Origin of the sequence: Streptomyces sp. NBC_00090 (assembly GCF_045160815.1) — a bacterium.
GTDB lineage: Bacteria > Actinomycetota > Actinomycetes > Streptomycetales > Streptomycetaceae > Streptomyces.
This window is the reverse complement of sequence record NZ_CP108224.1, coordinates 5,253,369-5,270,738: the sequence shown is the minus strand read 5'-3', so window position 1 is coordinate 5,270,738 and position 17,370 is coordinate 5,253,369. Positions and strand designations below refer to the sequence as shown.

The following is a 17,370-nucleotide window of genomic DNA, read 5'->3' as shown; positions in this document are numbered from 1 at the left end:
GCCGTCAGCGCACCCGCCACAGCGCGGGGACGTTCGGCGGCTCCCAGCCGGCCTGGGCCGTGTGTGCCTGGAGGCACACGTAGCCCAGGCCGCCGTACGTGACCGCGTCCCCGGCCCGGTAGGCGGTCCCCGCGGTCCAGCTTCCCCCGGGGGACCCGGTGGGCGTGGCCGTGACCGTGGGGCTCGGGCCGGGGTTCTGGGGCACGTTCAGGACGAAGTCGAAGGCGGCCTCCCGGGCGCCGCCCGCGTCCCGCACGGTCATGAGGAGCCGCGGGTCGAAGATGGTGTCGGTGTTGTTGCGGGGTTCGCCCGGGAAGTACAGCTGGGTGGTGAGCACGGGCCGGCCGGGGGCCTGGAGCTTGACGTGGATGTGGCGGGTGCGGCCGGGGTAGAGGCCGGGCACGATCGTGGTGAGCTTGAAGGCGCCCTGCGCGTCGGTGAACTGGTGCCCACGGAAGCGGAAGCCGGTGTTGTCGTAGGCGCCGTTGGTGTCGGCCTGCCAGAAGTCGAGCAGGACGCCCGCTATCGGCCGGCAGGCGAGCCCGAAGACATAGCCGCTGACGGTCAGCCGGACACCGACCGTGCCGGACTCCAACAGGCTGGTGCGCAGCGGCGAGTTGGGCTTGAAGTAGGGGCCCTCGGTCTGCGGCGGGGTCGGGTCGTCGCCGTCGTCGCACTCGGGGGTGAGCGCGGGCGCCGCCTCGCCCGCGGTGAGGGTCCGGGCGAGCGCCGGGACGCCCATGAGCACGGCGGGCGCCGCCATGCCGGCCGCGAGCGCGGCCCGCAGCACGGCCTTGCGGGTGACGTGCCCGGTGCTGGTCTCGTTGTCCATGCCTGCTCCTCGTACGGGGGGCTGGGGTCGCAACGAACCTAGGCGGGTGCGCCGCCGGCTTCGAGGGACGGAACACGGCGGTCGTGGTGTTTTCGGAAGTCCCCCGGACTCCGCCCGGTCTCGCGGCGGAAGAAACGGCAGAAGTACGCGGGGTCGTCGAAGCCGACCCGGGCGGCGACCTGACGGATCGACAGGCCGGTGCCGATCAGCAGCCGTTGGGCCTCGCGCGTGCGCGCCTCCCGGAGCAGCGCCCCGGCGGTCCGGCCGGTGGCGGCCCGGACGGCCTCGGTGAGGTAGCCCGGGGTGACCCCGATCCGCTCGGCGCACTCCCGTACGGACCGGTGGTCCGCTCCGGTACGGGCGATCAGACGGGCGAACGCCTCGGCGACGGCGCCGGGGCCCGCACCTGGGCCCGCGCCCGCGCCCCCGGCCGCTCCCCTGCCGGGGCCTGGGCCGGGACCGGGGCCGGGCAGCCGGGCCGTACGGACGAGGAGCACGCGCAGCAGGGAGCGCAGGACGGTCGCGAAGCCGTCGGCCCCGTGCCCGTACTCCTCGGCGAGTTCGGCCATCAGCCCGGTGGTGCGGGTGTGCGTGGGCCCGTCGAGGGTGAGCCAGGGGCGGTCGCCGAGGCGGCGGAGCAGGTCCCGGTCGCCGGGGTGGTCGAGGAGGAAGTCCTCGGTGAAGAGGACGACGGTGCCGTCCAGGTCGCGGGCGTTCTCCCAGTGGTGCACCTGGCCGGGCACGATCACGGCCAGGTGGGGCGGGCGGAGCTCCCAGCGGGCCAGGTCGACGACGTGGGTGCCGGTGCCGGCGGTGACGTGCACGATCTCGTAGAAGGTGTGGCGGTGGGGGAAGGCGGCCCGGGACAGGGGGCCGACGGCGTCGAAGCTTCCGGCGGCGAAGGGCACCTCGTCGGGCAGGCGCACCTCCAGGCGGTGCACGGGCGGGTCGCCTGCCCTGGGGGCGGCGCAGGGAGTGCCTGGTAAGACGGTCGTGCCGCGCATCGTGGCACTTCCTCCCGGTGACTGACATGGCTGGTACAGACCATTCGGAGCGGCTCCCACGATGACACGGACACCTCCCCTGGTGAAGGGCCCGTGGGTCCCCCGCGCACGCCGGAGGGGCCCGGCTCGTGGTGAGCCGGGCCCCTCCGTGCGCGCGTGACGCCTACCGGACGAAGACACTCGCCTGGTTGGCCAGGTCCAGGAAGTACTGCGGCGCGACGCCGAGCACCAGCGTGACCACCACGCCCGCCGTGATGGTGAGCGTCGTCAGGGCCGAGGGCACGGCGACCGTGGGGCCGTCCGCCTTCGGCTCGCTGAAGAACATCAGCACGATCACCCGGATGTAGAAGAAGGCGGCGATCGCCGAGGAGAGCACGCCGACCACGACGAGCGCGCCCGCGCCGCCGTCCGCCGCCGCCGCGAAGACCGCGAACTTGCCGGAGAATCCGGAGGTCAGCGGAATACCGGCGAAGGCGAGCAGGAAGACCGCGAAGACCGCCGCGACGAGCGGCGAACGGCGGCCGAGCCCGGCCCACTTGGAGAGGTGGGTGGCCTCGCCGCCCGCGTCCCGGACCAGGGTGACGACGGCGAAGGCGCCGATCGTCACGAAGGAGTACGCCGCCAGGTAGAAGAGGACGGACGAGACGCCGGCGGGGGTGGCGGCGATGACACCGGCCAGCAGGAACCCGGCGTGGGCGATGGACGAGTAGGCCAGGAGCCGCTTGATGTCGGTCTGGGTGATGGCGACGATCGCACCGCCCAGCATGGTGACGACCGCGACGCCCCACATGACCGGCCGCCAGTCCCAGGTCAGACCCGGCAGCACCACGTACAGCAGACGGAGCAGCGCGCCGAAGGCGGCGACCTTGGTCGCGGCGGCCATGAAGCCGGTGACCGGGGTCGGCGCGCCCTGGTAGACGTCCGGGGTCCACATGTGGAACGGCACGGCGCCGACCTTGAAGAGGAGCCCCGTGAGGACCATGGCGAAGCCGATGAGCAGCAGGACGTCGTTGCCCATGGTGTCGGCGAGCGCCGGGTCGACGGAGACGACGGCGCCGTCGACGACCCGGGCGATGGTCGCGTAGGAGACCGAGCCCGCGTAGCCGTACAGCAGGGCGATCCCGAAGAGCAGGAAGGCCGAGGAGAAGGCGCCGAGCAGGAAGTACTTGACGGCCGCCTCCTGCGACATCAGCCGCTTGCGGCGGGCGACGGCACAGAGCAGGTACAGCGGGAGGGAGAAGACCTCCAGGGCGACGAAGAGCGTCAGGAGGTCGTTGGCCGCCGGGAAGACCAGCATGCCGGCGATCGCGAAGAGCGCGAGCGGGAAGACCTCGGTGGTGGTGAACCCGGCCTTGACGGCCGCCTTCTCGTGGTCGCTGCCGGGGACGGCGGCGGCCTCGGCGGCGAAGGAGTCGACCTTGTGGCCGTGGTCGGCCGGGTCGAGCCTGCGCTCGGCGAAGGTGAAGACCGCCACGATCGAGGCGAGGAGAATGGTGCCCTGGAGGAAGAGGGCGGGCCCGTCGACGGCGATGGCGCCCATGGCCGCGATCTGGGCCTTGGTGGTGCCGTAGCCGCCGGCCGCCAGGGCGACGACGGCGGCGAACGCGGCGGCCAGGGCGAGGACCGACAGGAAGACCTGGGCCACGTGGCGGCCCTTGCGGGGCACGAAGGCCTCGACGAGGACGCTGACGATCGCGGCGCCGATCACGATGAGCACGGGCGAGAGCTGCGTGTACTCGATGTGCGGGGCCGGGATCTTGTTCAGCGGCTCGGCCGCCGTCGTCCACAGGCTGTGGACAGCCGTTGTACTCACTTGGCTGCCTCCACGTTCTCCACGGTGGGCTGGGGGTCCTTCTGCTGGACGTCGGACATGGTGTGCTGCACCGCCGGGTTGACGACATCCGTCAGCGGCTTCGGGAAGACGCCGAGGAAGATCAGGACGGCGATCAGCGGGACGACCACCGCCAGTTCACGCACCCGCAGATCGGGCAGCGTGCGCACCTCCTCCTTCACCGGCCCGGTCATCGTCCGCTGGTACAGGACGAGGACGTAGAGCGCGGCGAGGACGATGCCGGTGGTGGCGACGATGCCGGCCACCGGGTACCGGGAGTAGGTGCCGACCAGGACCAGGAACTCACTGACGAACGGCGCGAGTCCGGGCAGCGACAGGGTCGCAAGCCCGCCGATCAGGAAGGTGCCGGCGAGCACCGGGGCGACCTTCTGCACACCGCCGTAGTCGGCGATGAGCCGCGAGCCGCGCCGGGAGATCAGGAAGCCGGCGACGAGCATCAGCGCGGCCGTCGAGATGCCGTGGTTGACCATGTACAGCGTGGCACCGGACTGGGCCTGGGTGGTCATCGCGAAGATGCCCAGGATGATGAAGCCGAAGTGCGAGATCGACGCGTAGGCGACCAGCCGCTTGATGTCCCGCTGGCCGACCGCGAGAAGCGCCCCGTAGACGATGCTGATCAGCGCGAGGACGATGATCGCCGGGGTGGCCCACTTCGAGGCCTCGGGGAAGAGCCCGAGGCAGAAGCGGAGCATCGCGAAGGTGCCGACCTTGTCGACGACGGCGGTGATGAGGACGGCGACCGGGGCGGTCGCCTCCCCCATCGCGTTCGGCAGCCAGGTGTGCAGCGGCCAGAGCGGCGCCTTCACCGCGAAGGCGAAGAAGAAGCCGAGGAAGAGCAGCCGCTCGGTGTTGGTGGCCATCTCCAGCGAGCCGTCGGCCCGCGCCTCGGCGATCTCGGTGAGCGAGAAGTTCCCCGCCACCACGTACAGCCCGATCACCGCGGCCAGCATGATGAGGCCGCCGACCAGGTTGTAGAGCAGGAACTTGACCGCCGCGTACGAGCGCTGGGCCGCCGCGTTCTCGTCGGAGCCCGTGTGCGCCCGGTCGCCGAAGCCGCCGATGAGGAAGTACATCGGGATGAGCATGGCTTCGAAGAGGACGTAGAAGAGGAAGACGTCGGTGGCCTCGAAGGAGAGGATCACCATCGCCTCGACCATGAGGATCAGGGCGAAGAAGCCCTGCGTCGGCCGCCAGCGCGAGGACTTCGTCTCCAGGGGGTCGGCGTCGTGCCAGCCGGCCAGGATCACGAAGGGGATCAGCAGGGCGGTGAGCGCGATGAGCGCCACCCCGATGCCGTCCACGCCGAGCTCGTAGCGGACCCCGAAGTCCTTGATCCAGGCGTGGGACTCGGTCAGCTGGTACCGCGCGCCGCCGGGATCGAACCGTACGAAGACGACGGCGGCGAGCACCAGTGTGGCGAGCGAGACGAGCAGCGCCAGCCATTTGGCGGCGGTGCGACGGGCGGCGGGGACGGCGGCGGTGAGGATCGCACCGGCCGCCGGCACCGCTGCCGTCAGCGTAAGGAGCGGGAAGGACATGGGAGTTACACCGCCCTCATCAGCAGGGTCGCGGCGATCAGCACCGCAGTACCTCCGAACATGGAGACCGCGTACGAGCGGGCGTAGCCGTTCTGCAGCTTGCGCAGCCGGCCGGAGAGACCGCCGACGGCGGCCGCGGTGCCGTTGACGACGCCGTCGACCAGGCTGTGGTCGACGTAGACGAGCGAGCGGGTGAGGTGCGTGCCGCCCGTGACGAAGACGGCGTGGTTGAAGTCGTCCTGGAGGAGGTCGCGGCGGGCCGCCCGGGTGAGCAGCGAGCCGCGCGGGGCGACCACCGGGACGGGCCTGCGCCCGTACTGGAGGTAGGCGAGGCCGACGCCGATGACCATGACGGCGACGGTGGCGGTGGTGACGGCCGCCGCGCTGAGCGGCGAGTGGCCGTGGGCGAAGCCGGTGACCGGCTCCAGCCACTCGACGAATCCGGCGAACTCGAAGTAGGCGCCCGCGGCGACCGAGCCGACGGCCAGCAGGACCATCGGGATCGTCATGGACTTCGGGGACTCGTGCGGGTGCGGCTCGTGGCCCTCGGCGTCAGCCTGCCAGCGCTTCTCGCCGAAGAAGGTCATCAGCATCACGCGGGTCATGTAGTACGCCGTGATGGCCGCGCCGAGCAGGGTGACCGAGCCGAGGATCCAGCCCTCGGTGCCGCCCTTGGCGAAGGCCGCCTCGATGATCTTGTCCTTGGAGAAGAAGCCGGACAGGCCGGGGAAGCCAATGATCGCGAGGTAGCCGAGGCCGAAGGTGACGAAGGTGACCGGCATGTACTTCCGCAGGCCGCCGTACCTCCGCATGTCGACCTCGTCGTTCATGCCGTGCATGACCGAACCGGCGCCGAGGAAGAGCCCGGCCTTGAAGAAGCCGTGCGTCACCAGGTGCATGATCGCGAAGACGTATCCGATGGGGCCGAGGCCGGCCGCCAGGATCATGTAGCCGATCTGCGACATCGTCGAACCGGCGAGCGCCTTCTTGATGTCGTCCTTGGCGCAACCGACGATCGCACCGAAGAGGAGCGTGACCGCTCCGACGACGGTGACGACGAGCTGCGCGTTCGGCGCGGCGTTGAAGATGTCGGCGGAGCGGACGATCAGATAGACACCGGCGGTCACCATCGTGGCCGCGTGGATGAGGGCCGAGACCGGGGTCGGGCCCTCCATCGCGTCCCCGAGCCAGGACTGCAGCGGCACCTGGGCCGACTTGCCGCAGGCCGCGAGGAGCAGCATCAGACTGATCGCGGTCAGGGTGCCCTCGGAGGCCTGGTCGGTCGACGCCAGGACCGGCCCGAAGGTGAAGGTGCCGAAGGTGGTGAACATGATCATGATGGCGATCGACAGGCCCATGTCGCCGACCCGGTTGACCAGGAAGGCCTTCTTCGCGGCGGTGGCCGCGCTGGGCTTGTGCTGCCAGAAGCCGATCAGGAGGTACGAGGCGAGGCCGACGCCCTCCCAGCCGAAGTACAGGAGCAGGTAGTTGTCGGCGAGGACCAGCAGGAGCATCGCCGCGACGAACAGGTTGAGGTAGCCGAAGAAGCGGCGGCGGCGCTCGTCGTGCTCCATGTAACCGATGGAGTACACGTGGATGAGCGTGCCGACCCCGCTGATCAGCAGGACGAAGGTCATCGACAGCTGGTCGAGCTGGAAGGCGATGTCCGCCTGGAAGCCCTCCACCGGGATCCAGGTGTACAGCCGCTGGTACATCGCCCGGTCGTCGGCGCTCTTGCCGAGCATGTCGGCGAAGAGGACGAGGCCGATGACGAAGGAGACGGCCGCGAGCAGGGTGCCGAGCCAGTGCCCGGTCCTGTCGAGCCGCCGCCCTCCGCAGAGCAGAACGACTGCTCCGAGCAGAGGCGCCGCGATGAGCAGCGCAATCAAGTTATCCACGATTCCGCCCCTTACAGCTTCATCAGGCTGGCGTCGTCGACCGAGGCCGAGTGGCGGGCGCGGAAGACGGACACGATGATCGCGAGCCCGACGACGACCTCCGCGGCGGCGACGACCATCGTGAAGAACGCGATGATCTGGCCGTCGAGATTGCCGTGCATACGGGAGAAGGTGACGAACGCGAGGTTGCAGGCGTTGAGCATCAGCTCGACGCACATGAAGACCACGATCGCGTTGCGCCGGATCAGCACCCCGGCCGCACCGATGGTGAACAGCAGGGCCGACAGGTACAGGTAGTTGACGGGGTTCACCGGGTGGCCTCCTCTTCGTCCCGGTCCCGGCCGAGCCGCTCCTCGGAGCGCTGCTCCAGGGCCTTGAGGTCGGCGAGCGCCTCGCTGGACACGTCCCGGATCTGGCCCCGCTTGCGCAGGGTCTGCATGACGGTGAGCTCCGACGGGGTGCCGTCGGGCAGCAGACCGGCGACGTCCACGGCGTTGTGCCGGGCGTAGACGCCGGGCGCGGGGAGCGGCGGCACGTGCTTGCCTTCCCGTACGCGCTGCTCGGCCAGCTCGCGCTGGGTGCGGGCCCGCTCGGTGCGCTCGCGGTGGGTGAGCACCATCGCGCCGACGGCGGCGGTGATCAGGAGCGCGCCGGTGATCTCGAAGGCGAAGACGTACTTGGTGAAGATGAGGGCGGCGAGGCCCTCGACGTTCCCGCCGTACGCGGCGTTGGCCGTGCCCAGGCCGTTGAACTCGGTGAGCGAGGCCTGGCCGATGCCGGCGATCAGCAGGATGCCGAAGCCGAGGCCGCAGGCCGCGGCCCACCAGCGCTGCCCCTTGATGGTCTCCTTCAGCGAGTCCGCGGCCGTGACACCGACCAGCATGACGATGAAGAGGAAGAGCATCATGATCGCGCCGGTGTAGACGACGATCTGGACGATGCCGAGGAAGTACGCGCCGTTGGCCAGGTAGAAGACCGCCAGGACGATCATCGTGCCGGCCAGCGACAGGGCGCTGTGCATGGCCTTCTTCATCAGGATCGTGGCGAGTGCGCCGGCGACGGCGACCGTGCCGAGGACCCAGAACTGGAAGGCCTCACCGGAGGACGTGGCGTACGCCGCGAGGTTCGCGCTCATGCGTCCGCCCCCTCCGGCTCGCCCTGCTCACCGTTGGAGACGGCGACCTGCGGGACGGTGCCGGGCGCGGCCTCGGTGACCAGGCCCCGGTAGTAGTCCTGCTCGGTCATGCCCGGGAAGATCGCGTGCGGGGTGTCGACCATGGTGTCGTCGAGGCCCGCGAGCAGCTGCTCCTTGGTGTAGATCAGGTTCTCTCGGGAGGAGTCGGCCAGCTCGAACTCGTTGGTCATCGTCAGCGCGCGCGTGGGGCAGGCCTCGATGCACAGCCCGCAGAGGATGCAGCGGGCGTAGTTGATCTGGTAGACGCGGCCGTAGCGCTCGCCGGGCGAGTAGCGCTCCTCGTCGGTGTTGTCCGCGCCCTCGACGTAGATGGCGTCGGCGGGACAGGCCCAGGCACACAGCTCGCAGCCGACGCACTTCTCCAGGCCGTCGGGGTGACGGTTGAGCTGGTGCCGGCCGTGGAAGCGGGGCGCCGTCGTCTTCTGCTGCTCCGGGTACTGCTCGGTCAGCCGCTTCTTGAACATGGCCTTGAAGGTCACGCCGAAGCCGGCCACCGGATTCTGGAACTCAGACACCGTCCGTCTCCTTTCGCTCACTCGCAGTAGCAGTATCGGAGGCGCCGCTGACAACGAGGTCCTTGTCGTGCCGCGGCCTGCGCCGGGGCACGGGCGGCAGGGACTGTCCGGGCTTGGGCGGTACGGGGAAGCCTCCGGCCATCGGGTCGAAGGCGCGGGCGTCCTCGGGGGCCTCCGCCCCGGCCTTCGCCTTCCTGTCGCGGAACGTGTCGACGACGAAGGAGAGCAGCAGCAGTCCGAGGACGGCACCGGCCACGTACAGGACGATGTTGCTGAAGGCGATGTTCTCGTTCCGCAGCGCCCGGACGGTGGCGACGAGCATGAGCCAGACCACGGAGACCGGGATGAGGACCTTCCACCCGAGCTTCATCAGCTGGTCGTAGCGGACGCGGGGCAGGGTGCCGCGGAGCCAGATGAAGAAGAAGAGGAGCAGCTGCACCTTGAGGACGAACCAGAGCATCGGCCACCAGCCGTGGTTCGCGCCCTCCCAGAAGGTGGAGATCGGGTACGGGGCCCGCCAGCCACCCAGGAAGAGCGTCACCGACACGGCCGAGACCGTCACCATGTTCACGTACTCGGCGAGCATGAACATCGCGAACTTGATGGACGAGTACTCGGTGTTGAAGCCGCCGACGAGGTCGCCCTCGGACTCCGGCATGTCGAAGGGCGCGCGGTTGGTCTCACCGACCATCGTGACGATGTAGATGATGAACGAGACCGGCAGCAGGATGACGAACCAGCGGTCCGCCTGCGCCTCGACGATCGCCGAGGTCGACATCGACCCGGAGTAGAGGAAGACGGAGGCGAAGGCCGCGCCCATGGCGATCTCGTACGAGATCATCTGCGCGCAGGACCGCAGGCCGCCGAGGAGCGGGTACGTGGAGCCGGAGGACCAGCCGGCGAGGACGATGCCGTAGATGCCGACGGAGGCGATCGCGAGGACGTACAGCATCGCGATCGGGAGGTCGGTGAGCTGCATCGTCGTGCGGTGGCCGAAGATCGACACCTCGTTGCCGGCGGGCCCGAAGGGGATCACGGCGATCGCCATGAACGCGGGGGCGGCGGCGATGATCGGGGCGAGGACGTAGACGACCTTGTCGGCCTTCTTGACGATCACGTCCTCTTTCAGCATCAGCTTGATGCCGTCCGCGAGGGACTGGAGCATGCCCCAGGGGCCGTGCCGGTTGGGCCCGATGCGCAGCTGCATCCAGGCGACGACCTTGCGCTCCCACACGATGGAGAAGAGCACGGTCACCATCAGGAAGGCGAAGCAGAAGACGGCCTTGATCGCGACGAGCCACCAGGGGTCCGTGCCGAACATGGACAGGTCTTCGGCGGCGAGGACGGTGTTCATGCCTGGACCTCCGTCGTGGTGGCCGCGCCGATGCGGACCAGGTCGCCGGGGCGGGCGCCGGTGGCGGAGTGGACGCCGCTGCCGGCCGAGTTCAGCGGGAGCCAGACCACGCGGTCGGGCATCTCGGTGATCCGGAGGGGGAAGGTGACGGAGCCGGTGGGGCCGGTCACTTCGAGGGTGTCGCCGTCCTTGACGCCGGTGTCGGCGGCGGTGGCGGCCGACAGCCGGGCGACCGCCGCGTGGCGGGTGCCGGCCAGGGCGGTGTCGCCCTCCTGGAGGCGGCCGAGGTCGAGGAGCATCCGGTGTCCGGCGAGGACGGCCTCGCCTTCGCCGGCCCGGGGCGCGGCCTGGCCGGGCTCGGCGGGCTCGGAGGCCCGCTCCTCGGTCCAGCGGCCGAGCCGGTCGATCTCCCGTCGTGCGGATCGCAGGTCGGGGAGGGCCAGGTGGACGTCGAGGGCGTCGGCGAGCATGTGGAGCACGCGCGCGTCGGTCGGGGCGAGCGTCCTGGTCATCTGCTCGGGCTTGAGCGCGGCCTCGAAGAGCCGTGCCCTGCCCTCCCAGTTGAGGAAGGTGCCGGACTTCTCGGCGACGGCGGCGACCGGCAGGACGACGTCGGCGCGCTCGGTGACCTCGCCGGGCCGCAGCTCCAGGGAGACCACGAAGGCCGCGTCGAGGGCCTCACGCGCGCGTGCCGGGTCGGGCAGGTCCCTGACCTCTACGCCGGCGACGAGCAGTGCGCCGAGTTCGCCGGTGGCCGCGGCCTCCAGGATCTGGCCGGTGTCGCGGCCGTAGCGGTGCGGGAGTTCGCGGACGCCCCAGGCGGCGGCGACCTCGTCCCGCGCGCGGGGGTCGGTCGCGGGCCGGCCGCCGGGCAGCAGCGTCGGGATGGTGCCCGCCTCCACCGCTCCGCGCTCGCCGGCGCGGCGCGGGATCCAGACGAGCCGGGCGCCGGTGGCGGCCGCGGTGCGCAGGGCGGCGGTGAGCGCGCCGGGCACGCCCGCGAGGCGCTCGCCGACGGCGATGACGGAGCCGTCCCGGCGGAGGGCCTCGGCGGCGGCGAGTCCGTCGCCTTCGAGGCCGACCCGGGAGGTGAGGGCGTCGAGCCACTCGGTCTCGGTGCCGGGGGCGGCGGGCAGCAGGGTGCCGCCCGCCTTCTCCAGGCCGCGGGTGGCGAAGGCGGCGATCGCGTACGTCCGCTGTCCGTGCTTGCGCCAGGCCTTGCGGAGCCGCAGGAAGACGCCGGGGGCCTCCTCCTCGGACTCCAGGCCGACGAGGAGCACGGCCGGGGCGGCTTCGAGCGAGGTGTACGTGACCCCACTGCCGTCCAGGTCGCGGCCGCGGCCGGCGACGGTGGAGGCGAGGAAGTCGGCCTCCTCGCCGGAGTGGATCCGGGCCCGGAAGTCGACGTCGTTGGTGTCGAGGGCGATCCGGGCGAACTTGGCGTACGCGTAGGAGTCCTCGACGGTCAGCCGGCCGCCGGCGAGGACGCCGGTGCGGCCGCGGACGAGCCCGCGGGCGGCGGCCTCCAGGGCCTCGGGCCAGGAGGCGGCTTCGAGCTCACCGGTCTCGGTGTTCCGCACCAGCGGGGTGGTGAGCCGGTCGCGCTGCTGCGCGTACCGGAAGCCGAAGCGGCCCTTGTCGCAGATCCACTCCTCGTTGACCTCGGGGTCGTCGGCGGCGAGCCGCCGCATGACCTTGCCGCGCCGGTGGTCGGTGCGGGTGGCGCAGCCGCCGGCGCAGTGCTCGCAGACCGACGGCGAGGAGACCAGGTCGAAGGGGCGGGAGCGGAAGCGGTAGGCGGCCGAGGTGAGGGCGCCGACCGGGCAGATCTGGATGGTGTTGCCGGAGAAGTACGACTCGAAGGGGTCGCCCTCGCCGGTGCCGACCTGCTGGAGCGCGCCGCGCTCGATCAGCTCGATCATCGGGTCGCCCGCGACCTGGTTGGAGAAGCGGGTGCAGCGGGCGCACAGGACGCAGCGCTCGCGGTCGAGCAGCACCTGGGTGGAGATCGGTACGGGCTTCTCGTAGGTCCGCTTGTGCCCGTCGAAGCGGGACTCGGACTGTCCGTGGGACATGGCCTGGTTCTGCAGGGGGCATTCGCCGCCCTTGTCGCAGACCGGGCAGTCCAGCGGGTGGTTGATGAGCAGGAGCTCCATCACGCCGTGCTGGGCCTTCTCGGCGACCGGGCTGGTCAGCTGCGACTTCACCACCATGCCGTCGGTGCAGGTGATGGTGCAGGAGGCCATGGGCTTGCGCTGGCCCTCGACCTCGACGATGCACTGGCGGCAGGCGCCGGCGGGGTCGAGGAGGGGATGGTCGCAGAAGCGGGGGATCTCGATGCCGAGCTGTTCGGCGGCGCGGATGACCAGCGTCCCCTTGGGGACGGAGATCTCGGCGCCGTCGATGGTCAGCGTGACGAGGTCCTGGGGCGGGAGCGCCGCCTCGCCACCCCCGGAGGGGGCAGACGTGGTGACTGTCATGCGTTCACCTCCGTGTTTCCTGCGCGCCGGTCGGCCCAGACGGTCGACCTGGCGGGGTCGAAGGGGCAGCCCTTGCCCGTGATGTGCTGCTCGTACTCCGCGCGGAAGTACTTCAGCGAGGAGAAGATCGGCGAGGCGGCGCCGTCGCCGAGGGCGCAGAACGACTTGCCGTTGATGTTGTCGGCGATGTCGTTCAGCTTGTCGAGGTCGGCCATGACGCCCTTGCCCTCCTCGATGTCGCGGAGCAACTGGACGAGCCAGTAGGTGCCCTCCCGGCACGGGGTGCACTTTCCGCAGGACTCGTGGGCGTAGAACTCGGTCCAGCGGGTGACGGCCCGGACGACGCAGGTGGTCTCGTCGAAGCACTGGAGGGCCTTGGTGCCGAGCATGGATCCGGCGGCGCCGACGCCCTCGTAGTCGAGGGGCACGTCGAGGTGCTCCTCGGTGAACATGGGGGTGGAGGAGCCGCCGGGGGTCCAGAACTTGAGCCGGTGGCCCGGCCGCATGCCGCCGCTCATGTCGAGGAGCTGGCGGAGCGTGATGCCGAGGGGGGCCTCGTACTGGCCGGGGGATGCGACGTGCCCGCTGAGCGAGTAGAGCGTGAAGCCCGGGGACTTCTCGCTGCCCATCGAGGTGAACCATTCCTTGCCCCGGTTGAGGATCGCGGGAACGGAGGCGATGGACTCGACGTTGTTCACGACAGTGGGGCAGGCGTACAGACCGGCGACCGCGGGGAAGGGGGGACGCAGCCGGGGCTGGCCGCGGCGCCCTTCGAGCGAGTCGAGGAGCGCGGTCTCCTCGCCGCAGATGTACGCGCCGGCGCCGGCGTGCACGGTGATGTCGAGGTCGAGTCCGCTGCCGAGGACGTTCTTGCCGAGGTAGCCGGCCGCGTAGGCCTCGCGGACGGCCTCGTGGAGGCGGCGCAGGACGGGGACGACCTCGCCGCGCAGGTAGATGAAGGCGTGGTTCGAGCGGATCGCGTAGCAGGCGATCACCATGCCCTCGATGAGGGAGTGCGGGTTGGCGAAGAGGAGCGGGATGTCCTTGCAGGTGCCGGGCTCGGACTCGTCGGCGTTGACGACGAGGTAGTGGGGCTTGCCGTCGCCCTGCGGGATGAACTGCCACTTCATGCCGGTGGGGAAGCCGGCGCCGCCGCGGCCGCGGAGCCCGGATTCCTTGACGTACGCGATGACGTCGTCGGGGCTCATCGCGAGGGCCCGCTTGAGGCCCTGGTATCCCTCGTGGCGCTCGTAGGTCTCCAGGGTCCAGGAGTTGGGCTGGTCCCAGAACGCGGAGAGAACGGGGGCGAGAAGCTTCTCGGGGCTGCTGTTGTCGATCTCGGCCGCCAAGGTCGTCACTCCCCCTCCTGACGGGTTGATTCACCGCGCGGGTGAACGATTCGGTGGTGCGGGGCCTCGCCCTTGGACAGGCGCAGGCCGATGAGGGAGGCCGGGCCGGCTCCGCCGGTGGCCTCGACGGCGCCGGGGCGCTCGTCGGGGAAGCCGGCGAGGATGCGGGCGGTCTCCTTGAAGGTGCAGAGCGGGGCGCCGCGGGTGGGTTCGACGGTCCGTCCGGCCCGCAGGTCGTCCACCATCTTCTTGGCGGACTCCGGGGTCTGGTTGTCGAAGAACTCCCAGTTGACCATCACGACGGGCGCGAAGTCGCAGGCCGCGTTGCACTCGATGTGTTCGAGGGTGATCCGGCCGTCCTCGGTCGTCTCGTCGTTGCCGACGCCGAGGTGGGCCTTGAGCTCCTCGAAGATGGCGTCGCCGCCCATGACCGCGCAGAGCGTGTTCGTGCAGACGCCGACCTGGTAGTCGCCGGAGGGCTTGCGCCGGTACATCGTGTAGAAGGTGGCGACGGCGGTGACCTCGGCGGTGGTCAGGCCGAGGAGTTCGGCGCAGAACCTCATGCCGGTACGGGTCACGTGGCCCTCCTCCGACTGCACGAGGTGCAGCATCGGCAGGAGCGCGGAGCGGGAGTCCGGGTAGCGGGCGATGATCGCCTTCGAGTCCTCCGTCAGGCGCGCGTGGACCTCGGCCGGGTACTCGGGGGCGGGGAGCTGGGGCATCCCCAGGCTGACGTTCTCCGTCATCGGTCGACGCCTCCCATCACGGGGTCGATGGAGGCGACGGCGACGATGACGTCGGCGACCTGGCCGCCCTCGCACATCGCGGCCATGGCCTGGAGGTTGGTGAAGGACGGGTCGCGGAAGTGGACCCGGAAGGGGCGGGTGCCGCCGTCGGAGACGACGTGGACGCCGAGCTCGCCCTTGGGGGACTCGACGGCCGCGTAGGCCTGCCCGGCGGGGACCCGGAAGCCCTCGGTGACCAGCTTGAAGTGGTGGATCAGGGCCTCCATGGAGGTGCCCATGATCTTCTTGATGTGGTCGAGGGAGTTGCCGAGGCCGTCGGGGCCGAGCGCGAGCTGCGCGGGCCAGGCGATCTTCTTGTCGCCGACCATGACCGGGCCCGGTGCCAGCCGGTCGAGGCACTGCTCGACGATCCGCAGCGACTGGCGCATCTCCTCCAGGCGGACGAGGAAGCGTCCGTAGGAGTCGCAGGTGTCGGCGGTCGGGACGTCGAACTCGTAGTTCTCGTAGCCGCAGTACGGGTCGGTCTTGCGCAGGTCGTGCGGGAGGCCCGCCGAGCGCAGGATCGGACCGGTGGCGCCGAGGGCCATGCAGCCGGTGAGGTCGAGGTAGCCGACGTCCTGCATGCGGGCCTTGAAGATGGGGTTGCCGGTGGCGAGCTTGTCGTACTCCGGCAGGTTCTTCTTCATGGTCTTCACGAACTCGCGCACGGCGTCGACGGCGCCGGGCGGGAGGTCCTGGGCGAGGCCGCCGGGGCGGATGAACGCGTGGTTCATGCGCAGGCCGGTGATCAGCTCGTACAGGTCCAGGATCATCTCGCGGTCCCGGAAGCCGTAGATCATGATCGTGGTGGCGCCGAGCTCCATGCCGCCGGTGGCGATGCACACCAGGTGGGAGGAGAGCCGGTTGAGCTCCATGAGCAGGACGCGGATGATGCTCGCCCGGTCCGGGATCTGGTCGGTGATCCCGAGGAGCTTCTCCACGCCCAGGCAGTACGCCGTCTCGTTGTAGAACGAGGTGAGGTAGTCCATGCGCGTGACGAAGGTGGTGCCCTGCGTCCAGGTCCGGTACTCGAGGTTCTTCTCGATGCCGGTGTGGAGGTAGCCGATGCCGCAGCGGGCCTCGGTGACGGTCTCGCCGTCGATCTCCAGGATGAGGCGGAGCACGCCGTGGGTGGACGGGTGCTGGGGGCCCATGTTGACGATGATGCGTTCGTCGTCGGCCTTGGCGGCGGACTGGACGACTTCTTCCCAGTCGCCACCGGTCACCGTGTAGACGGCGCCTTCTGTCGTCTCGCGGGGAGACGCGTGGGGAGTGGTCACGAGTACGACCTCCGCTGGTCCGGAGCCGGGATCTGGGCGCCCTTGTACTCGACGGCGATGCCGCCGAGGGGGTAGTCCTTGCGCTGCGGGTGGCCCTGCCAGTCGTCCGGCATCATGATCCGGGTGAGGGCGGGGTGGCCGTCGAAGACGATGCCGAAGAAGTCGTACGTCTCGCGCTCGTGCCAGTCGTTCGTCGGGTAGACGGCGACGAGGGACGGGATGCGCGGGTCGGCGTCCGGCGCCGAGACCTCCAGGCGGATCAGCCGGCCGTGGGTGAGCGAGCGCAGGTGGTAGACGGCGTGCAGCTCGCGGCCCTTGTCACCCGGGTAGTGGACGCCGGAGACGCCGGTACAGAGCTCGAAGCGGAGCGCCGGGTCGTCGCGGAGGGTGCGGGCGACCCGGACGAGGTGTTCGCGCTCGATGTGGAAGGTGAGCTCCTCGCGGTCGACGACCGTCCTCTCGATGGCGTTCTCGGGGAGCAGGCCCTGCTCCTCCAGCGCGCCCTCGAGTTCGTCGGCGACCTCGTCGAACCAGCCGCCGTAGGGGCGGACGGTCGCGCCGGGGAGCCGGACGGAGCGGACGAGGCCGCCGTAGCCGGACGTGTCGCCGCCGTTGTTGGCGCCGAACATGCCACGCTGGAGGCGTACCTCCTCGCCGTGCTCCCCGCGCTGGCCCGGCAGGTTCTGCTCGCTCAGCTCCTTCTCGGGGTTGGGTGTCTCGTCACTCACCGGAGCAGACCCTTCAATTCAATGGTCGGCAGCGCCTTGAGCGCCGCCTCCTCCGCCTCGCGCGCAGCCTCCTCGGCGTTCACGCCGAGCTTGGAGGTCTGGATCTTCTGGTGGAGCTTGAGAATCGCGTCCAGGAGCATCTCCGGACGCGGCGGGCAGCCGGGCAGGTAGATGTCGACCGGCACGATGTGGTCGACGCCCTGCACGATCGCGTAGTTGTTGAACATGCCGCCCGAGGAGGCGCAGACGCCCATGGAGATCACCCACTTGGGGTTGGGCATCTGGTCGTAGACCTGCCGCAGGACGGGCGCCATCTTCTGGCTGACGCGGCCGGCGACGATCATGAGGTCGGCCTGGCGCGGTGAGCCGCGGAAGACCTCCATGCCGAAGCGGGCCAGGTCGTACCGGCCGGCGCCGGTGGTCATCATCTCGATGGCGCAGCAGGCGAGGCCGAAGGTCGCGGGGAACACGGACGCCTTGCGCACCCAGCCCGCGGCCTGTTCGACCGTCGTCAGCAGAAAGCCGCTCGGGAGTTTCTCTTCGAGTCCCATAGGTGCCCC

Annotated in this window: 15 protein-coding genes; all 15 read right to left on the bottom strand. The window is 70.4% G+C overall.

Going from position 1 to position 17,370, the window contains the following annotated elements; genetic code table 11:
* Positions 1-4: 4 nt before the first annotated feature.
* A complete protein-coding gene (locus tag OG361_RS23585; RefSeq protein WP_405856550.1) occupies positions 5-832 on the bottom strand; it encodes a carbohydrate-binding protein in 828 nt (275 codons plus the stop codon).
* A gap of 38 nt (positions 833-870) precedes the next feature.
* On the bottom strand, positions 871-1,836 hold the full coding sequence (locus OG361_RS23580) for an AraC family transcriptional regulator (RefSeq protein WP_405856548.1): 966 nt from the start codon (positions 1,834-1,836) through the stop codon (positions 871-873).
* A gap of 163 nt (positions 1,837-1,999) precedes the next feature.
* Complete coding sequence (gene nuoN, locus OG361_RS23575; RefSeq protein WP_405856546.1) at positions 2,000-3,649, bottom strand: NADH-quinone oxidoreductase subunit NuoN; 1,650 nt, start codon at positions 3,647-3,649, stop codon at positions 2,000-2,002.
* Entirely contained in the window at positions 3,646-5,226 is a 1,581-nt protein-coding gene (locus tag OG361_RS23570; RefSeq protein WP_405856544.1) for an NADH-quinone oxidoreductase subunit M, read from the bottom strand. The genes nuoN and OG361_RS23570 overlap by 4 nt, the downstream gene beginning before the upstream one ends.
* 5 nt (positions 5,227-5,231) lie before the next feature.
* A complete protein-coding gene (nuoL, locus tag OG361_RS23565) occupies positions 5,232-7,124 on the bottom strand; it encodes an NADH-quinone oxidoreductase subunit L (RefSeq protein ID WP_405856542.1) in 1,893 nt (630 codons plus the stop codon).
* Positions 7,125-7,135: 11 nt separating this feature from the next.
* Positions 7,136-7,435: an NADH-quinone oxidoreductase subunit NuoK gene (nuoK, locus tag OG361_RS23560; protein ID WP_030693539.1), complete on the bottom strand. Its 300-nt coding sequence runs from the start codon at positions 7,433-7,435 to the stop codon at positions 7,136-7,138.
* Positions 7,432-8,259: an NADH-quinone oxidoreductase subunit J gene (locus OG361_RS23555; protein WP_405856540.1), complete on the bottom strand. Its 828-nt coding sequence runs from the start codon at positions 8,257-8,259 to the stop codon at positions 7,432-7,434. The genes nuoK and OG361_RS23555 overlap by 4 nt, the downstream gene beginning before the upstream one ends.
* A complete protein-coding gene (nuoI, locus tag OG361_RS23550) occupies positions 8,256-8,834 on the bottom strand; it encodes an NADH-quinone oxidoreductase subunit NuoI (protein WP_405856538.1) in 579 nt (192 codons plus the stop codon). Before nuoI ends, OG361_RS23555 begins: the two co-directional genes overlap by 4 nt.
* A complete protein-coding gene (nuoH, locus tag OG361_RS23545; protein ID WP_384559959.1) occupies positions 8,827-10,188 on the bottom strand; it encodes an NADH-quinone oxidoreductase subunit NuoH in 1,362 nt (453 codons plus the stop codon). The genes nuoI and nuoH overlap by 8 nt, the downstream gene beginning before the upstream one ends.
* Positions 10,185-12,668, bottom strand: coding sequence for an NADH-quinone oxidoreductase subunit G (locus OG361_RS23540; protein ID WP_405856535.1), 2,484 nt, complete (start codon positions 12,666-12,668; stop codon positions 10,185-10,187). Before OG361_RS23540 ends, nuoH begins: the two co-directional genes overlap by 4 nt.
* A complete protein-coding gene (gene nuoF / locus OG361_RS23535; RefSeq protein ID WP_405856533.1) occupies positions 12,665-14,026 on the bottom strand; it encodes an NADH-quinone oxidoreductase subunit NuoF in 1,362 nt (453 codons plus the stop codon). Before nuoF ends, OG361_RS23540 begins: the two co-directional genes overlap by 4 nt.
* Positions 14,023-14,763: an NADH-quinone oxidoreductase subunit NuoE gene (gene nuoE, locus OG361_RS23530; RefSeq protein ID WP_405856531.1), complete on the bottom strand. Its 741-nt coding sequence runs from the start codon at positions 14,761-14,763 to the stop codon at positions 14,023-14,025. Before nuoE ends, nuoF begins: the two co-directional genes overlap by 4 nt.
* Positions 14,760-16,082, bottom strand: a complete 1,323-nt coding sequence (locus OG361_RS23525) for an NADH-quinone oxidoreductase subunit D (protein ID WP_384559951.1) — start codon at positions 16,080-16,082, stop codon at positions 14,760-14,762. Before OG361_RS23525 ends, nuoE begins: the two co-directional genes overlap by 4 nt.
* The gene (locus OG361_RS23520; protein ID WP_405856528.1) at positions 16,079-16,810 is read right to left on the bottom strand and encodes an NADH-quinone oxidoreductase subunit C; all 732 of its coding nucleotides are present in this window, start codon (positions 16,808-16,810) and stop codon (positions 16,079-16,081) included. Before OG361_RS23520 ends, OG361_RS23525 begins: the two co-directional genes overlap by 4 nt.
* Complete coding sequence (locus OG361_RS23515) at positions 16,807-17,361, bottom strand: NADH-quinone oxidoreductase subunit B family protein (protein WP_024756031.1); 555 nt, start codon at positions 17,359-17,361, stop codon at positions 16,807-16,809. Before OG361_RS23515 ends, OG361_RS23520 begins: the two co-directional genes overlap by 4 nt.
* Positions 17,362-17,370 lie beyond the last annotated feature (9 nt).